13 protein-coding genes are annotated in these 17,219 nt (G+C 72.0%); 8 read left to right on the top strand and 5 right to left on the bottom strand.

Annotated elements, in window-relative coordinates:
* Nucleotides 1-225: 225 nt before the first annotated feature.
* From HRF36_RS11895 to HRF36_RS11885, 3 genes are all read right to left on the bottom strand, one after another.
* Nucleotides 226-1,164 (bottom strand): acetamidase/formamidase family protein, encoded by a 939-nt coding sequence (locus HRF36_RS11895; RefSeq protein ID WP_217271261.1) that lies wholly within the window; start codon nt 1,162-1,164, stop codon nt 226-228.
* Nucleotides 1,161-2,615 carry an APC family permease gene (locus HRF36_RS11890; RefSeq protein WP_173210193.1) on the bottom strand — a complete coding sequence of 485 codons (1,455 nt, stop codon included), beginning with the start codon at nt 2,613-2,615 and terminating at the stop codon, nt 1,161-1,163. Before HRF36_RS11890 ends, HRF36_RS11895 begins: the two co-directional genes overlap by 4 nt.
* Nucleotides 2,616-2,706: 91 nt before the next feature.
* A complete protein-coding gene (locus tag HRF36_RS11885) occupies nt 2,707-3,633 on the bottom strand; it encodes a proline iminopeptidase-family hydrolase (RefSeq protein WP_254281301.1) in 927 nt (308 codons plus the stop codon).
* 127 nt (nt 3,634-3,760) lie between these two features.
* Between HRF36_RS11885 and HRF36_RS11880 the strand changes: the two genes are divergently transcribed.
* The 3 genes from HRF36_RS11880 (at nt 3,761) to HRF36_RS11870 (ending at nt 7,395) form a co-directional block, all read left to right on the top strand.
* Nucleotides 3,761-4,567, top strand: coding sequence for a FadR/GntR family transcriptional regulator (locus tag HRF36_RS11880; protein ID WP_173210189.1), 807 nt, complete (start codon nt 3,761-3,763; stop codon nt 4,565-4,567).
* 66 nt (nt 4,568-4,633) lie between these two features.
* Nucleotides 4,634-6,364, top strand: coding sequence for an alpha-glucosidase (locus tag HRF36_RS11875; RefSeq protein ID WP_173210187.1), 1,731 nt, complete (start codon nt 4,634-4,636; stop codon nt 6,362-6,364).
* 329 nt (nt 6,365-6,693) lie between these two features.
* Nucleotides 6,694-7,395 (top strand): hypothetical protein, encoded by a 702-nt coding sequence (locus tag HRF36_RS11870; protein ID WP_173210185.1) that lies wholly within the window; start codon nt 6,694-6,696, stop codon nt 7,393-7,395.
* 18 nt (nt 7,396-7,413) lie between these two features.
* Here the strand turns inward: HRF36_RS11870 and HRF36_RS11865 are convergent, their stop codons facing one another.
* On the bottom strand, nt 7,414-8,307 hold the full coding sequence (locus tag HRF36_RS11865; RefSeq protein WP_173210183.1) for a siderophore-interacting protein: 894 nt from the start codon (nt 8,305-8,307) through the stop codon (nt 7,414-7,416).
* A gap of 187 nt (nt 8,308-8,494) precedes the next feature.
* Here HRF36_RS11865 and HRF36_RS11860 point away from each other — a divergent pair, with 187 nt between their 5' ends.
* The 5 genes from HRF36_RS11860 (at nt 8,495) to HRF36_RS11840 (ending at nt 15,548) form a co-directional block, all read left to right on the top strand.
* On the top strand, nt 8,495-10,057 hold the full coding sequence (locus HRF36_RS11860; protein ID WP_173210181.1) for a pyridoxal-dependent decarboxylase: 1,563 nt from the start codon (nt 8,495-8,497) through the stop codon (nt 10,055-10,057).
* Nucleotides 10,054-11,634 (top strand): lysine N(6)-hydroxylase/L-ornithine N(5)-oxygenase family protein, encoded by a 1,581-nt coding sequence (locus HRF36_RS11855; protein WP_173210179.1) that lies wholly within the window; start codon nt 10,054-10,056, stop codon nt 11,632-11,634. Before HRF36_RS11860 ends, HRF36_RS11855 begins: the two co-directional genes overlap by 4 nt.
* Nucleotides 11,631-14,084, top strand: coding sequence for a GNAT family N-acetyltransferase (locus HRF36_RS11850; protein WP_173210177.1), 2,454 nt, complete (start codon nt 11,631-11,633; stop codon nt 14,082-14,084). The genes HRF36_RS11855 and HRF36_RS11850 overlap by 4 nt, the downstream gene beginning before the upstream one ends.
* Nucleotides 14,085-14,464: 380 nt before the next feature.
* Complete coding sequence (locus tag HRF36_RS11845) at nt 14,465-14,977, top strand: MarR family winged helix-turn-helix transcriptional regulator (protein ID WP_173210175.1); 513 nt, start codon at nt 14,465-14,467, stop codon at nt 14,975-14,977.
* A gap of 64 nt (nt 14,978-15,041) precedes the next feature.
* Nucleotides 15,042-15,548 (top strand): DinB family protein, encoded by a 507-nt coding sequence (locus HRF36_RS11840; RefSeq protein WP_173210173.1) that lies wholly within the window; start codon nt 15,042-15,044, stop codon nt 15,546-15,548.
* A gap of 141 nt (nt 15,549-15,689) precedes the next feature.
* Here the strand turns inward: HRF36_RS11840 and HRF36_RS11835 are convergent.
* Nucleotides 15,690-17,219: DEAD/DEAH box helicase (locus tag HRF36_RS11835; RefSeq protein WP_217271260.1), on the bottom strand; the 1,530-nt coding region annotated here is incomplete at its 5' end.

Genomic DNA, 17,219 nt, shown 5'->3' with positions numbered 1-17,219 from the left:
CTCTGGTGGGGCGGGCGTCATCGCGGCCCGCCGTCTGCCGTCGTCGGTGACGGCCGTGTCGTTGCCGACCAGTCTCGCACTCCGTGCTGCACGACCCGCGAGAGGTACCTGACGCACCATGGACTGGACGTCGCACCGCCGAATTCGGCGGTGCGACGTCCAGTCGGTGGTGCGACGCGGACGCCGCGCAGCGGCGCAGCGACGCGGCGCGCGGCGCGGCGCGCGCTAGAGCACGCTCTTGGGCACGCGGTGCAGGGTGACCGCGCCGACGGCGTCGAACGGGTGCAGCGGATCGGGGGCGACCGAGCCGGTGGGGCCTCCGAGCCTCGAGTGCCCGACCGCGCTCAGCACCGCGTACGCGTCACCTCGCGACCAGCCGTGGTCGTCGACCAAGAACGAGAAGGCGTCCTCGTAACCGCGACGGATGCTCTCCTGCACCGGGTCGCCGAGGCCGACGAAGATCCAGTCGTCGGCGGTCTCGATGCGCGGCGCCCGCAGTCCGAGCCCCGGCACCAGGTCGATCGAGACCACCGCCGTGCCCTCGGCCTCGATCGCCACGAACGACGACTCGCCCTCGGCCATGATGGCGTGCACGTCGCCGATCGACAGGTACGCGCCCTCGACCATGACCGGCAGGTAGACCGTCGAGCCGATCGTGTTCTCGGTGACGTCCATGTTGCCGCCCTGGGCGTACGTGGGCATGATCGTCGAGTTCTCGCCCTGGGCCGGCGCCGTGCCCATGCAACCGATCATGGGCCGGGCCTCGAAGACGTGCCGGTCGGTCACGTGCACCCCGTCCGAGTCGATCGGTACACGCCGGGTGAACATCTCGTCGCCCATCACGTGCTGCAGCGCTCCTGATCCGGGCAGGCTGACCGACCAGCCGTGCTCGATCAGACGGATCTCGTGCACGGTCACCGCGAGCGCGTCGCCCGGCTTCGCGCCCTCGACGTAGACCGGCCCGGTGACCGGGTTGATCGGCACCGACAGCTTCGCGAGGTCGCGGTGCTCGTGCAGCTCGGCGTAGACGGCGTCGCTCGTCTCGAACCCGATGCGCTCGCCCGTACCGGGTTCGATGCGCAGGGCCGGCGGGACCGAGGCGGTGAAGCCGGGGCGGCCGTGCTCCTTGCCGAGGAAGTGGTCGATGCCGTCGACGGCGCTCACGCGTCGCGCCGTTCGGAGTCGGCGGAGGGGGTCGAGGTGACCGTGTCGTCGTCGGCTGCCTGCCCGAGGGTCGGCGCCGCGCCTCCTCGGCTGCGGTAGTAGAGGAACACGCCCGCGCCGAGCACCAGCCAGACCACGCCGCCGATCTTGGCCTCGGGTGCCGCGTTGACGAGCACGTAGCCGATGATCAGGAACCCGATCACGGGCACGACGAGGTGCAGCAGCCAGTTGCGCGACTTCTTCTTGACGACGTAGTGCACCACGACCGACACGTGCAGCAGCATGAAGCCGAAGAGCGCCCCGAAGTTGACGAGCGATGAGATGACGTCGATCTGGCCGACGAAGAAGAGAACGAGCACGGCCGAGAGCGCCGACACGACGAGGATCGCGGCCTGTGGCACCTGACGCGTGTTGATCGTCGACAGGAAGGCCGGCAGCTGCTTGTCACGGCTCATCGAGAACAGCAGACGCGAGGTCGCGGCCTGTGCGGCCATGGCGTTGGCGATGCCGACGGCCAGGACGTTGACGACGAAGAACGCCGTCGCCCATCCGCTGTTCGAGGCCTCGCGCACCAGGTCGAAGAAGGCGTTGCCGGCCTCCCCCTCGGGGAACGAGTCGCGACCACCGGCGAGGGCGCTGGCCAGCCAGGTCTGCAGCACGAAGCAGAACGCCACGATGAACAGGGCGATGATCATGGCCTTGCCGGCTCCGCCACGCTTGCCGGTGCTCTCCTCGGCGAGGGTCGAGATGCCGTCGAAGCCGAGGAAGCTCAGCACGGCGATCGACAGCGCCGAGGCGATCAGCGGTGCGGTGACCTTGCTCGAGTCCCAGATCGGATCGGTGGTGAACTCGGCGCCGGGGATCGTGCCACCGTTCAACGCCGTCACGGCGATGATGACGAAGATCACGATGAAGACGACCTCGATGGCGAGGAACACCCGGTTCATGAGCTTGATCGAGCTGATGCCGAGCAGGTTCACGGCGGTGTTGATCGCGACGAAGATCAGGGCCCACATCCAGCGGGCGGTGCCGGGGAAGATGCCGATCATCGACTCGGCCGCGAAGACGTAGAGCAGCGTAGGCACCAACAGGTAGTCGAGCAGGATGGCCCAGCCGGCGAAGAACCCGGCCACGGGATGGATGCCGCGCCCGACGTAGGAGAAGACCGAGCCGGCCAGGGGGATCGACTTCGCCATCTGCGCGTAGGCCAGCGCCGTGAAGATCATCGCGACGAGACCGACCAGGTAGACCAACGGGACCATGCCCGAGGAGGCGTTGTAGACGGTGCCGAAGATCGCCCAGGGCGCGATCGGGACCATGAAGATCAGGCCGTAGATGAGCAGGTCGACGGTCGAGACCGACCGTTTGAGTTCTTGCTTGTAGCCGTACTGCTCGAGCTGCTGCTGGTTGCTCAGCTCACCGCCGGCGGCGGCCTTCGTGGGCAGGGACATGGTGTGCTCTCTCGCTCGGGTGGGGATCGGGGACGGTGCGGGTGGGGGAAGACGTGGGCCGCGCCGGTTCGGGAGGCGCGACCCACGCCGGTCAGGAGGCGCGGCTCGCGTCGCGCAGCTCGTCGTGCGTCGCCAGGAACGGCGCGACGACCGCGCGGAACTCCTCGGGTTGCTCGAGGTGCGAGCAGTGGCTGGCGCCCGCGAACACGTGCGAGCGGACGTCGCCGATGCCGTCGACGAACGGTTGCCACGTCGCGGGGGTGGCCTCGTCGAACTCGCCCGCGACGACGAGCGTCGGCGCGGTGACGGACGACAGGCGGTCGACGATCGTCCAGTCGCGCATCGTGCCGATGACGTGGAACTCGTTCGGCCCGTTCATCGTGTGGTAGACGGTCGGCTCGGCCTCCATCTGCTGCTCGCTGTCGACGAAGTCCTGCGGCATGGGCACCACGCGGCAGACGTGACGCTCGTAGAACACCTGGGTGGCGGCGAGGTACGCGGGGTCGGTGGTCGTGCCGTCCGCCTCGTGCCGGGCCAGCGCCTCCTGGGTGTCGGTCGGCAGCTGCGCCCGCAGCTTGCCGGCCCCCTCGACCCAGAGCTGCATGGACGCGGGCGAGTTGCAGATCGCCAGGCTCGCCAGTCCGACCGGCGCCGTGACGGCGATCTCGGCACCGAGCATCCCTCCCCACGACTGCCCGAGCAGGTGGTACCGCTCGAGGCCGAGGTGCGCGACGAGGTTCTCGAACTCGGCGACGAACAGCTCGGGCCGCCAGAACTCGACGGGGGCGTCGGGCAGGTGGGTGCTGCGGCCGCAGCCGAGCTGGTCGTAGTGCACGACGGTGCGGCCGGTCTCGTCGGCGAGGGCCTCGAGGTTGCGCAGGTAGTCGTGGGCCATCCCCGGGCCACCGTGCAGCACGACGAGGGACAGCGCACCCTCGCGCGGCTCGTCGGGCGTGGTGACGCGGTACCAGGTCTCGGCGTCGTGGAAGGGGGCGGTGCCGGTGGTGATCGTGGACATGCCGGTGAGCATGCACCCGCCTAAGGTCTCGCGACAAGACCTTTCGCGATGCCTTAATCTGCCTGTAACACGACGAGACCTCGTCCGCCGGGCCGGCGGCGGGTGGATACACGGGGACGGGGACGCGATGGGCCAGGACGACAACCGAGGAGGCGCGGGCGACCCACGCCCGGACGTCGCGGCCGACGGCCCCCTCGGCGGTGCGCTCGGGGCTCCCCTCGCACCGACGACCCGGGTCGACGACATCACCGACCGCCTCGTCACGGCCATCACCATCGGCGAGTACCTCCCGGGCTCACGCCTGCCCGCCGAGCGCGACCTCGCCGCCTCGTTGCGGGTCGGGCGCATGACCGTCCGTGCCGCCCTGGCCCGGCTGGTCGAGCAGGGGCTGATCGTGACGCAACGCGGGCGCGGGGGCGGGTCGTTCGTCCAGGCGCCGCCGCCGGGCGCGGGCAGCGACGTCGTGCGGCGCACCCTCTCGGCGCGCTGGTCCGACCTGCGCGACACCAGCGAGGCGATCAGTCGCTTGCACGGCGTCGTCGCCGAGGCCGCCGCCGAGAACCGCACGCCCACCGACGTCGTCCGGCTGCGCGATCGACTCGAGGGCTACCGCGACGCACCGTCGGGGCTCGCGGCGCAGAAGGCCGACGAGGCCCTGCACGTCGCGATCGCCGAGGCCGCGGGCAATGCCACGCTGCGCGGCGTGCTGTTCGACCTCGAGGCCCGGGTGAGCATCTCGGCACCGGCGCACCTCTGGGGTGGGCCGGACGGCATGCGCGAGATGGAGCTGCGCGCCCTCGCCGACCACGAGGCACTCGTCGCCGCCATCTGCGACGGACGGGCGGCGGACGCGGCGGGGATCGCCCGTGAGCACGTCAAGATCGACCTCGAGCTGCTCGAGCGCGAGCTCGGCCGCACCGACGCGACGGGCTGACGCCGCCGTCGAGAGCCGGCCCGCGCCTCCTCGTCCCCGTCGGTCCCGCCGTGACAGGCTGGGCGGGTGAGTGACCCGACGACGAACGACACCGGCCCCACGACCGCCCCGCCCGCGTGGTGGACGACGGCGACGGTCTACCAGATCTACCCGCGCAGCTTCGCGGACTCGAACGGCGACGGGGTGGGCGATCTCGGCGGCATCCGCCGGCGACTCGGGCACCTGCACGACCTGGGGGTCGACGTGATCTGGCTGTCGCCGATCTACCGCTCGCCCCAGGCCGACAACGGCTACGACATCAGCGACTACGACGACATCGATCCCTCGTTCGGCACGCTCGACGAGTTCGACGCCCTGCTGGACGAGGTCCACGCGCTGGGCATGAAGCTCGTCATGGACCTCGTCGTCAACCACACCAGTGACGAGCACCCGTGGTTCGTCGAGGCCCGCTCGTCGCGCGACGACCCGAAGCGCGACTGGTACCTCTGGCGTGATCCGCTGCCCGAGGGCGAGGGGACGGACGCGGCCGGAACGCCCGGTGCCGGCACGTACCCGACCGCGTGGCGGAGCGCGTTCAGCGGCCCGGCCTGGACCCTCGACGAGCGCACGGGCCAGTACTACCTGCACATGTTCGCCTCGAAGCAGCCCGACCTGAACTGGCAGAACCCCGACCTGCGCCGCGCCGTCTTCGACATGATGAACCGCTGGCTCGACCGGGGCGTCGACGGTTTCCGCATGGACGTGATCAACCACATCGCGAAGGAGCCCTCGTCGTTGGCGCCGGGCGCACCGCACTTCGTGATGGGTGGGCAGATCCACGACCACCTGCGCGAGATGCACCGCGAGGTCTTCGCGCACCGCACCGACCGTGACCTGATCACGGTGGGCGAGATGCCGGGCGTGACCGTCGACGACGCGAGGCTGTTCACGGCGGCCGACCGGCACGAGCTCGACATGGTGTTCCAGTTCGAGCACGTCGGCCTCGACCACGGCCCGGACTCGAAGTTCGACAACCGCCCCTTCGACCTCGTGGCGCTGAAACGCTCGCTGTCGCGCTGGCAGAACGGTCTCGCCGACCAGGGCTGGAACAGCCTCTACCTCGGCAACCACGACCAGCCCCGCTCGGTGTCGCGCTTCGGCGACGACGGCCGGTACCGGGTCGAGTCGGCGATGGTGCTGGCGACCGTGCTGCACCTGCACCGCGGAACACCGTACGTCTACCAGGGTGACGAGATCGGCATGACGAACGCGGGCTTCACCTCGATCGAGCAGTACCGCGACATCGAGTCGGTCAACTGGTACGAGGAGTCGGTCGCCGCGGGCGCGGAGCCCGAAGCCCTGCTCGAGTCGTTGCGCTTCCGCAGCCGCGACAACGCGCGCACCCCGGTGCAGTGGTCAGGAGGCGCGGCGGCGGGATTCAGCACCGGCACGCCGTGGATCGAGGTGGTCGCGAACCACGACACCGTGAACGTCGAGGCCGACCGTGCGAGCGGCGAACGCTCGGTGTTCGAGCACTACCGTCGCCTGATCGCCCTGCGGCACGAGTCGCCGGTCGTGGCGCTCGGCTCGTTCGAGCTGCTCGCCCCGGACGACGAGCGGCTGTACGCGTTCACCCGCACCCTCGGGGACGAGCAGCTGCTCGTCCTGGCGAACTGGTCGGGTGAGCCGTACGAGCTCGACCCCGCTCTGCACCCGGCGCTGCGCCGCCGGTCGGTACCGCAGATCGTGATCGGCACCGTGCCCGGCGGGTCCGGGCTGACGCTCGACCCCTGGGAGGCGCGCGTCCTGCGGGCCTGACCCGCGCCTCCTCGCCGCCCCGCCCCCCGCCCCCGCCCCCGCCGCCGCCGCGCCCTCCTGTGCAAATCGCGACAACGCAGGCGCGGCGCGCCGCTCGGGCCGGAAGATGAGCGGCGCGCCGCGCTCCCCTCGTCGGGTTCGGCACGCTGCACGGGGCACGAGCGGTCGGGTTCGGCACGCCGCACGGGCACGAGCCCTGACCCCGACGCGAGCAGGCGTCGCACCACCAACTGAACGTCGCACCGCCCAAATACACGGCGCGACGTTCATCCGATGGTGCGACTCGCACCCCCGGGCCTCACACCCCGGGCGGCGGTAGCGTCGGCGGGGTGAGCGATCCCGACGACGCGCCCGCGCCTCCTGGCGACCCGACCGGCTCGACCGACCCCGAAACGGTCGAGCACGACCCGGCCACCCGCGCACCCGCCGAACTGCCGCACGGCTGGGTGCGCATCGGCGAGCGCCGCTGGTGGTCGACCTGGGTGGGGGCGACGACGGCCTTCGCGTTCCTCGCGGCGATCCAGGGCGTCAGCTTCTTCTTCCGCATCGCCGAGGCGACCTTCCGCTGGGACCTCGCTCTGCTGATCGCCATCGGTGTCACGGTCGGGATCGTCGCCGTGATCACGCTGATCCGGAACGCCCTGGCGCCGCAGCCCTGGGTCGACCTCGACTCCGGACAGCTGCGCGCCGGCACCCGCCGACCGATCCCCCTGACCCAGGTCGACCGTGCCGTCCTGACGACGGCGCCGGTCGGCACCGGCGGTCGCGTGCTCGTACTGCGCCTGACAGCCAAGGAGGCGCGGCTCGAGTTCATCCTGCGCGACCGGCAGGACGCCACCCTCGACCCGACCTCGACCGCCGTGTTGGCGGAGGCGCTGCGCCGCAGCTCCGTCGCCCTGCCCACGTCGATCCACGACCCGACCGGCCGGTTCGCCCGCTACAACTTTCCCGGCCACATCGGCCGCGACGACGCCGTCGCCCTCGTCGAGCACCCGCCCGCGGCAGGGGAGCCGCTGCCCGCGGCCTGGTGAGCGACGCGGACCGGGCCCTCAGCGCTTCCAGTACCCCGAGAACGTGATGCGGTCCTTCGGCAGGCCCGCCGCGTGCAGGTGCCGCCGCCCGCCGGTCGCCAGCGCGGACTCCCCCACGACGTAGGCGTAGGCCCGCGGGTCGGCCGCCGACCGCGACAGCAGCGCGGCGAGCGCCCCCTCCCCCGGCAAAAAGTCAGCACCAGCACCGGCACCGGCGCCGGCCGCGCCCGCGCCTCCGCCGAGCGCCCGCGGGTCGAGCTCGTCCCGCACGACCCAGGTCACCTCGACGCCGTCGGGCGCGTCGAGCGGACGCACGTCGGCCCGGGTCGGCACCTCCTGGATCACCGACCCCACGGAGGCGCGGTGCAGCGACCGCACGATGCCCTCGGTGCCCGGCAGCCCGGTCTCGTCGGCGACCAGGTGGATCTCGGTCGCGTCGTCGGGGGCGTTGAACAGCACGCCCTGATCGAGCAGGCCGAGGGCGTCGCCGGGGCGGGCGGCGCAGGCCCAGATCGCCGCGCCTCCTTCGAGCTCGCCCGAGTCGCCGCGGTGCAGCACGAAGTCGATGTCGAGCTGGGCCCGCGAGGCGTCGGAGGACGAGGCGCCCGACCCCGCCGGCCGGAACTCGCGCACCGTGTAGTTGGCGCAGTGCGGACGCTCGGGCTCGGGGATCGCCAGGTACTGCGCGTACCAGAGCGAGGTCGTCGCCCGCGGCAGCCTCAACGAGCCGCTGCCGGGCAGCGGCAGGAACAGCCGGAACCACTGGTCGAAGCCCATGTCGCCGAACTCGTGCAGGTCGTCGCCGACGACGGTGACGCGCTGGAAACTCGGCGAGACGCGCTTGGAGCGCAGCACCTCGAGACGGTGCAGGCGGGGTTCGGCGGGCTTGACGGGCGGACGGCGGGTCGACATAAGGTAAGGCTAACCTAACGAACCGCGGGCCGCATCCGGCATCGGCGACCACGCCCCGACGGGCACGCCGACGTCGAGCCACCCGCACGACCCGCACGACCCGCACGTCCCGCACGACCTGCACGACCCGCACGACCCGCGAACCCGCGCCCTGCCCCACTGCTCCACCACGATCCGAAGGAGACCCGTGTCCGAACAACACGCGTCCGCACTGCTCACCACCGCGACCGCCGACGAGTACGAGCGCCTCACCGGCGCCGCCGTCGCCCGGATCGCCGACCGCTTCCGCACCACGCGCCAACCCTTCTCGGGCGAGGGTCGCGCCCACCTGCAGCACCTCGTCGACGCCGTCGACCTCGACGCCCCGGGCGCCGGCACCGACGACGCCTTGCGCGAGGTCGACGAGCTGTTCACGGCGAACGCCGTCTGGTTCCACGACCCCGCCTACCAGTCGCATCTCAACTGCCCGGTCGCCCTGCCCGCCGTCGCCGCCGAGGCCGTGCTCGCCGCGGTGAACCCGTCGGTCGACACCTACGACCAGTCGACCGTCGGCACCCTGATCGAACGTCGGCTCGTCGACTGGACCGCCGGGCGCATCGGCTTCGACCCGGCCACCCGCGACGGCGTCTTCACCTCGGGCGGCACGCAGTCCAACCTGCACGCCCTGCTGCTCGCCCGTGAGCACGCCACGACGCGCGCCCGCGACGAGGCGAGGGCCGAGGAGGCGCGGCTGCGGAACACGGCCACCCCCGGTCACCGTCCCGTCCCGCACGCCACGGCGCGGCACGACCTGCTGGGCCGCATGGTCGTGATCGCCACCGCCGAGAGCCACTTCAGCGTGCAGAAGTCGGCCCGACTGCTCGGGCTCGGCGAGGACGCCGTCGTGACCGTGCCCACCGACGCCGCCGGCCGGATGCTGCCCGAGGCCCTCGCCGTCACGGTGGACGCCCTCGGTCAGGCCGGACATCTGCCGATCGCGGTGGTGGCGACCGCCGGCACGACCGACCGCGGGTGCCTCGACCCGCTCACCGCGATCGCCGAGGTCTGCGACCGCACGGGCGTCTGGCTGCACGTCGACGCCGCCTACGGTGGCGGGTTGCTCGTCTCGCCCACACGTCGACACCTGCTCGACGGCATCGAGCGTGCGCGGTCCGTCACCGTCGACTTCCACAAGACGTTCTTCCAGCCGGTGTCGTCGAGCGCGCTGGTCGTGCGCGACGGTCACGACCTCGACCCGGTCGCCTGGCACGCCGACTACCTCAACCCGCTCGCCGACCCCGAGCCGAACCAGGTGTCGAAGTCGCTGCAGACCACCCGACGGTTCGACGCGCTCAAGCTCTGGGCGACGCTGCGCGCCCTCGGCGCCGATGGCGTCGGCGAGTTGGTCGACCGGGTGATCGACCTCGCTGCCGACGCCCACGACCTGCTGCGCGACGACGACGAGTTCGTCCTGCTCGCCGAGACGCAGCTCAGCACGGCGCTGTTCCGCTGGCAGCCGGCGGAGGTCGACGACGCGACCGCCGACCGGCTCGTGCCGCTCGTGCGACGCGTGCTCTTCGAGTCGGGGCGCGCGATCGTCGCGAAGACCGTGGTCGACGGGCGCCCGTGCCTCAAGCTGACGCTGCTGAACCCCGACGCGGGTCTCGACGACGTGAGGGGCGTGCTCGAGCTGGTCCGCGCCTCCTCGTGGGCGCTGCTCGAGAACGACGCCGCCACCCTGGTCGCCGTCGCGACGGAGGCCGCCCGATGACCGCCGCCACGACCGCGGCACCCGCAGCCGCCACCGCGACCGCCGCCACCCCGCGCCTCCACGACCTCGTCGGCGTCGGCATCGGCCCGTTCAACCTCGGCCTGGCCGCCCTCACCGACCCGCTCGACGACGTCGACGCGGTGTTCCTCGACCAGGCCGACGGCTTCTGCTGGCACCCCGGCATGATGATCGAGGGCGCGACGATCCAGGTGCCGTTCCTGGCGGACCTCGTGACGATGGCCGACCCGACCTCGCGCTTCGGCTTCCTGAACTGGCTGAAGACGACGGGCCGGCTCTACCCGTTCTACATCCGCGAGGACTTCTCCCCCCTGCGGGCCGAGTACGACGCCTACTGCCGGTGGGTCGCCGACCAGCTCGACACGCTGCGCTGGGGTCGCCGAGTCACCAGCGTCGAGGAGCAGCCCGACGGCACGTACCTCGTGACCTCGCGACGCGGCACCGACGGAGCCGCAGAGACCTGGCACGCCCGTCACGTCGTGCTGGGGGTGGGCACCGAGCCGCGCCTGCCCGAACCGCTCCGGCGTCTCGCCGACCGGCGCGGCCCGGGCGGTCCCGTCGTGCACAGCGCCGACTACCTGGCGGCCCGCGATCGCCTGCGGGCCGCCGACTCGGTGACGATCGTCGGCAGCGGGCAGTCGGCCGCCGAGATCTACCGCGACCTGCTCGACACGACCCGCGTCGGGGCCCGCCCGGGGCACCGGCTCGACTGGATCACCCGGTCGCCGCGGTTCTTCCCGATGGAGTACACGAAGCTCACCCTCGAACTGACCAGCCCCGAGTACACCGACCACTTCCACTCGCTGCCGCGCGAGACCCGCGACCGGTTGGGCCGCGAGCAGCGCAGCCTCCACAAGGGCATCAGCGGCGACCTCGTCGACGACGTGTACGACACGCTCTACCGGCTCAGCGTCGACGGGCCCGTCGACTCGACCCTCCTCACCGAGACCGAGCTCGTCGACGCCCGGTGGATCGACGACGACGAGCAGATCGAGCTCACGCTGCGGCACGCGCAGCTCGACACCACGGCCACCCGCCGCACCGAGGCGCTCGTCGTGGCGACGGGTTACGCCGCCCGGGTGCCGACTTTCCTCGACGCGCTCGGCGACCGGGTCGACCGCGACGACCTCGGCCGCCTGGCCGTGGCGCGCGACTACTCGATCGACGGCGGCCGGGGCCGGCTGTTCGTCCAGAACGCCGAGGAGCACACCCACGGCCTCACCGCCCCCGACCTCGGCTTCGGCGCGTGGCGGAACTCGAGCATCATCGCCTCGATCACCGGCCGCGAGCCCTACCCCCTCGAACGCCGCATCGCCTTCCAGACCTTCGGCCGCCCCACCGCCTCCGCCGCCGCCGCCCCTGCCGCCTCCGCCCCTCCTCCCGGGTGCGCAATTCGCGACACGTCCGATGCGCAGGCCCCCTCCAGAGCGGAAGTGAGCGGCGTGTCGCCCCGCGACGGTCGGGATGTGCACGCCCCGGACCCGGACGACGGTCGGGTTCGGCCCGGCGGCCGCCCGCCCGAACCGACACCGACCGAGGAGGCGCGGGTCACCCGATGAGCACCACCCACGACATCGAGGCGCTCGCGCCCGAAGCCCCGTCCCGCACCGACGACCGGGCGACGGGCGTCGCGTTCTCGCGCCGCGCCTCCTGCGGCCTGGTCACGATCGAGCCGTTCGCCGCCGACCCCTATGCCGTCTGTCTGCGCCGTTGGCTGGCGCATCCGGCGTCGGCCGCCTGGCAGATGGCGGGCCTGAGCACCGACGAGGTGCGCGCCTACCTCGCCACCATCGAGGCCGACCCGCACCAGCAGGCCTGGCTCGGCCGGGTCGACGGCGAGCCGACGTTCTTCGTCGAGACCTACGACCCCGCCGAGGTGCTGCTGACCGAGGTCCACGACGCCGAGCCGGGCGACGTGGGCCTGCACCTGCTCGTCGCCCCGCCCCGGGGGCAGCGGGTGCACGGGCTGACCAGCGCGGTGATGGCGAGCGTCGTCGACTTCGTCTTCGAGATCGAGCAGGCCCGGCGGATCGTCGTCGAGCCCGACGTGGCCAACGACCGCATCGCGGTGAAGAACGACGAGGTGGGGTTCCGCGCGCTCGGCGAGGTCGGGCTGCCCGACAAGACGGCACGGCTCTCGGTGCTGACGCGGCACGACCGGGCGGCGGCGCACCTCGCACCCGGGCCGATGGAGTGGGCACACCGGCACCTCGTGGCCAAGGCTCTGAGCGAATTCGCCCACGAGCGGCTGATCGCCCCGGTGGCCGACGGCGCCGCGGTCGCCGACGCAGCGCACCACGACACAGCGGTCGCCGACACAGCGCACCACGACACAGCGGTCGACGACGCAGCGCACCACGACGCCGCCCCGACCGCCGCCCCCTGGCGCGTCTCGCTCGACCACGACGGCCACCACGTCGACTACCGCTTCGACGCCCGCCGGCAGGCCCTCGAGCACTGGGCGATCGACGAGACGACGGTCGTGCGCACGGTCGACGGCCACCCCGAACCGCTGGACGCCCTCGCGTTGATCGTCGAGCTGGACGACCTGCTCGGCATCCCCGAGTCGTTGCTCGCCACCTACCTCGAGGAGGTCTCGTCGACCCTGGCGAGCGCCGCCTACAAACGTCACCGCGGAGGGCCGACGGCCGAGCATCTGACGACCGCGGACTTCCAGACGGTCGAGTCCGCCATGACCGAGGGCCACCCGGGCTTCGTCGCGAACAACGGACGCATCGGTCTCGGACTCGACGAGTTCCACGCCTTCGCGCCCGAGGCCGCGGCGCCCGTGCGACTGGTCTGGCTGGCGGCCCGCCGGTGGGTCACGCACCTCGCGCTCGGCGCCGGGCTCGACGAACGATCGCTGTGGCAGGCCGAGCTGGGCCCCGCGACCCTCGCCCGGTTCGACGCGACCCTCACCGCGAAGGGCCTCGACCCGGCGGCGTTTCACTACCTGCCGGTCCACCCGTGGCAGTGGCAGCATCGCATCTCGATCTCGTTCGCGCCGGACGTCGCGCGGCGCGACCTCGTCCTGCTCGGCGAGGGCGACGACACGTACCAGGCGCAGCAGTCGATCCGCACCTTCGCGAACCGCAGCCGTCCCGACCGGCACTACGTCAAGACGGCGCTGGCGATCCAGAACATGGGCTTCGTCCGCGGTCTCTCGCCGGCCTACATGAGGCCGACGCCCGCCATCAACGACTGGGTGCACGACCTCGTGCGCACCGACGCGACCCTGCAGGAGGCGCGGTTCCGGGTCCTGAGGGAGCGCGCCTCCGTCGGCTACACCGGTGACGTCCACCACCGGACCACGACCCCGTCGCCGCACCGCAAGATGATCGCGGCCCTCTGGCGCGAGAGCCCGGTGCCGCTGGTCGGGCCGGGCGAGCGCCTGGCCACGATGGCAGCGTTGCTGCACCGGGACGGTGCCGGCGACGCGCTCGCGTCCGCGCTCGTGAAGGCCTCCGGGGTGTCGGCCGAGGACTGGCTGCGGTCGTACCTGCACGCGTACCTGCGGCCGGTCGTGCATTGCCTGCGGGCGCACGACCTGGCGTTCATGCCGCACGGCGAGAACGTCATCCTCGTGCTCGAGGGCTGCGTGCCGACCGCGGCGTTCATGAAGGACATCGGCGAGGAGATCGTCGTCGTCGCCCCTCGCGAGGTCCCCGAGGCCGTGCGACGGACCGTGCACCCGGTCGACGACCGCGAGAAGGCGCTGGCGGTGTTCACCGACGTCTTCGACGGGGTGTTCCGGCACCTGGCCGCGATCCTCGACGGCGACGGCGTGCTGCCCGCGGCCCGGTTCTGGGCGCTCGTGGCCGAGTGCGTCGACCGGCACGCCGACGAGCACCCGGACCTGCCGGGATCGGTCGACCTGCGGGCGGCGCGCTTCGACCACTCGTGCCTCAACCGGCTGCAGCTGCGCGACACCCGGCAGATGGTCGACCTGGCGGCGCAGTCGTCGTCACTGATCTACGCCGGAACGCTGGCCAACCCGATCGCGCGGTGACCCCGTCGGGCCTCGAGGCGGAGGCGGTCGGGCCGCCTCCGCTCCGGAGAGGTGGTGGCCGATTCACGGTCGGCCACCACCGGGTCCGCATGAGGCCACGGGCCGCGCGGGGACGCCGCCGGTCACAGGGGGAGAACCACCGGCAGCGGGTCGAGCAGCTCGGATGACGTTACCGCTGTCAAGTTGCTCGCGTTTCAAGATACTCGCCGAAAGAGGATGCTGCAAGGACGATCGGTACACGTTCGCAACGGGTCGGCAGGTGATTCGAAGCTCGAACAACTCACTCGACGAGGTAACCTGAGGGTCCGTGGCGCCCGTCGCCGCGCCTCCTCGTCTTCGCTCCGTCCTCGCGTCGCCGCCCCGCCAGCAGAGAGCCCATCATGTCCGACGTCTCGCCCCAGCCGCCCGCCGGCTCCCCACCGCCCCTCGACGACGAGGGACAGCTCGACGTGACCCTCGTCCTCACGGCCTACGCGTCCCTGCAACGACAGGGCGAGCGCGTGCAGAAGGTCGTCGCCGACCACTTCGGCATGGGCACCACGGACCTGCGCTGCCTGACGTTCATCGCCAGCGATCACGACACGACCCCCAAGCGCGCCGCCGAGTTCCTCGAGCTGTCGACCGGGGCGACCACGAGCCTGGTCGACCGGCTCGAGAGCGGCGGGTACATCACGCGCCAGCCGCACCCGTCCGACCGACGGAGCGTGTTGCTCGAACTCGCCCCGGCCGGCCGCGAGGCGATCGACCAGATCCACGACTTCTACCGCAGGGCGTTCCGCGACGCCGTCGACCCCAACCACCTCGACTTCCTCGCGGCGGCGATGCGCGCGATCGGCGACTCGCTCACGCGCGCCGCGGCAGGCGACGACGCCGTCGGCGCCATCGACGCCTGAGCAGCCGCCGCGTCGGCCGCCTCCGGCCCGGACCGGCGCGCGTGGCCGGTCGTAGGGTGGGTCGATGACTCCCTCGGACGTCCTCGTCGAAGCCTTCTCGCGCCTCCCCGCCATCGCCGTGCGGGCGGTCGCCGACCTCTCGGTCGACGACCTCGCCTGGCGCCCTGACGACGAGGCGAACACGATCGCCTGGCTCGTCTGGCACACCGCCCGCGGGCAGGACGTCCAGATCGCCGACCTGGCGGCGTCCGACCAGGTCTGGACCGCCGACGGCTGGGCCGAGTCGTTCGGGCTGCCGTTCTCGTCGGCCGAGATGGGCTACGGCATGTCGCCGTCCGACGTGGCCGCGGTGCGGGTCGATGCCGAGCTGCTGGTCGGCTATCTCGAGGCCGTCACGCTGCGGACGCGCGGCTACCTCGGCGACCTCGACGGTGCCTCGTACGAGGACGTGGTCGACGAGGCGTGGGACCCTCCGGTCACCGCCGGCGCCCGCCTCGTCAGCATCTTGAACGACTGCGTGCAGCACCTGGGCCAGGCCTCGTACGTGCGCGGCCTGCTCGACCGCCGCTAGCCACCGGCCGCTGAGACCCCCGGTCGGCCACACGACGAAGAACCCCGTTCCGAACGATGAACCCCCGAGATGCGGGGTTCATGGTCCGAAACGGGGTTCGAGAGCCGAGGAGGGGCGGTGCGCGCCCCCGAGGAGCGCTCGCTACGCCTGCACGCCCGCGAGCTCGTCGATCAGACGATCGCCCGAGCGGGCCTCGATCATCTCGGCGTCGATCTCGGCGCGGTCGAGGAGTTCTTCCATGCGACGGCGGCGCTGACGCGTGATGAGCGTGACGACGGTGCCCTCCTTGCCCGCACGGCCGGTGCGGCCGGAGCGGTGCATGTAGGTCTTGTACTCGTCGGGCATGTCGGCCTGGACGACGAGCTCGATGTCGTCGACGTGGATGCCGCGGGCGGCGACGTCGGTCGCGACGAGCACGTTGACCTTGCCGCTGGTGAGCAGTTGCAGGTTACGCGTGCGGCGGGCCTGGTTCAGGTCGCCGTGCAGGCTCGTCGAGCGGATGCCGGCGTCCTCGAGCTGGTCGGCGAGCTGCTCGGCGAAGGCGCGGGTGCGGGCGAAGACCAGGGTCTTTCCGCCACCCGAGGCGAGCTGCTCGATGACCGCGGTCTTGTCGCGCTGCTCGATCAGCAGCACGCGGTGGTCGATCGTGGCGCTGGCCTGGTCCTCACCGGCGACCTCGTGCACGGCCGGGTCGACCAGGAACTCGTCGACCAGCTTCGCCACGCCCTTGTCGAGGGTCGCGCTGAAGAGCAGCTTCTGGGCGCGGGCGCCGTCGGGGCGGACCGTCGCGGTCTCGCGGATGATGCGCTGCACCGGCTCGAGGAACCCGAGGTCGCACATGTGGTCGGCCTCGTCGAGCACGGTCACGACGACCTCGCTCAGGTCGAGACGACCCTGGTCGATGAGGTCCTCGATGCGACCGGGGGTGCCGATGACGATGTCGACGCCGCGGTTGAGCGCACCGACCTGACGCTGCTGGGGCACGCCGCCGTAGACCTGCGTGGTGAACAGGCCGACCGAGCGGGCGATGGGCTGCACGGTGCGGTCGATCTGCATCGCGAGCTCACGGGTCGGGGCGAGGATCAGCGCACGGGGCTTGCGGCCCATCTTGCGGTTCTTGGCGCCGTTGTTCTCCATCAGCTTCTCGACCAGGGGGGCGCCGAAGGCGATCGTCTTGCCCGAGCCCGTGCGGCCGCGACCGAGCACGTCACGACCGGCGAGCACGTCGGGGATCGTCGCGGCCTGGATCGCGAACGGAGCCGCGGCACCCATCGAGGCCAGCTGACGCTCGATGTTGTCGCCGAGGCCCAGGTCGCCGAAGCTCACACCCTCGACGTCGGCCGCGGTGACGACCTCGGCCTTGAGCTTCTCGAGCTTGACGTCGTCCTCGGGCGAGTAGTGCGTGGCCGAATCGCGCTTGGGGTAGAAGTCGCTGCCGCGACCGGCGTCACGCGCGGGGCGGGCGTCGCGGTCGAAACCACCGGAGGCGCGGCCACCACGCTCAGGACGGTCACCGTACGAACGGGGGGCGCGATCGTCACGCGAGCGGTCGTCACGGGCCGGACGATCGCTGCGGTCGTAGCTGCGGGCCGGACGGGCGTCGCGGTCGAAACCACCGGAGGCGCGGCCACCACGCTCAGGACGGTCACCGTACGAACGGGGGGCGCGATC

This window comes from Frigoribacterium sp. VKM Ac-2836 (genome assembly GCF_013248995.1).
Lineage (GTDB): Bacteria > Actinomycetota > Actinomycetes > Actinomycetales > Microbacteriaceae > Frigoribacterium.
Note: the sequence above shows the minus strand (reverse complement) of the source record. Positions and strands in the feature narration are given on the sequence as shown.

What these genes read in the sequence shown, in the direction of transcription:
- HRF36_RS11890 (WP_173210193.1), bottom strand. Translation starts at nt 2,615, where the DNA reads ATGTCCCTGCCCACGAAGGCCGCCGCCGGCGGTGAGCTGAGCAACCAG.
- HRF36_RS11885 (WP_254281301.1), bottom strand. Translation starts at nt 3,633, where the DNA reads ATGTCCACGATCACCACCGGCACCGCCCCCTTCCACGACGCCGAGACC.
- HRF36_RS11880 (WP_173210189.1), top strand. Translation starts at nt 3,761, where the DNA reads ATGGGCCAGGACGACAACCGAGGAGGCGCGGGCGACCCACGCCCGGAC.
- HRF36_RS11865 (WP_173210183.1), bottom strand. Translation starts at nt 8,307, where the DNA reads ATGTCGACCCGCCGTCCGCCCGTCAAGCCCGCCGAACCCCGCCTGCAC.
- HRF36_RS11855 (WP_173210179.1), top strand. Translation starts at nt 10,054, where the DNA reads ATGACCGCCGCCACGACCGCGGCACCCGCAGCCGCCACCGCGACCGCC.
- HRF36_RS11850 (WP_173210177.1), top strand. Translation starts at nt 11,631, where the DNA reads ATGAGCACCACCCACGACATCGAGGCGCTCGCGCCCGAAGCCCCGTCC.
- HRF36_RS11845 (WP_173210175.1), top strand. Translation starts at nt 14,465, where the DNA reads ATGTCCGACGTCTCGCCCCAGCCGCCCGCCGGCTCCCCACCGCCCCTC.
- HRF36_RS11840 (WP_173210173.1), top strand. Translation starts at nt 15,042, where the DNA reads ATGACTCCCTCGGACGTCCTCGTCGAAGCCTTCTCGCGCCTCCCCGCC.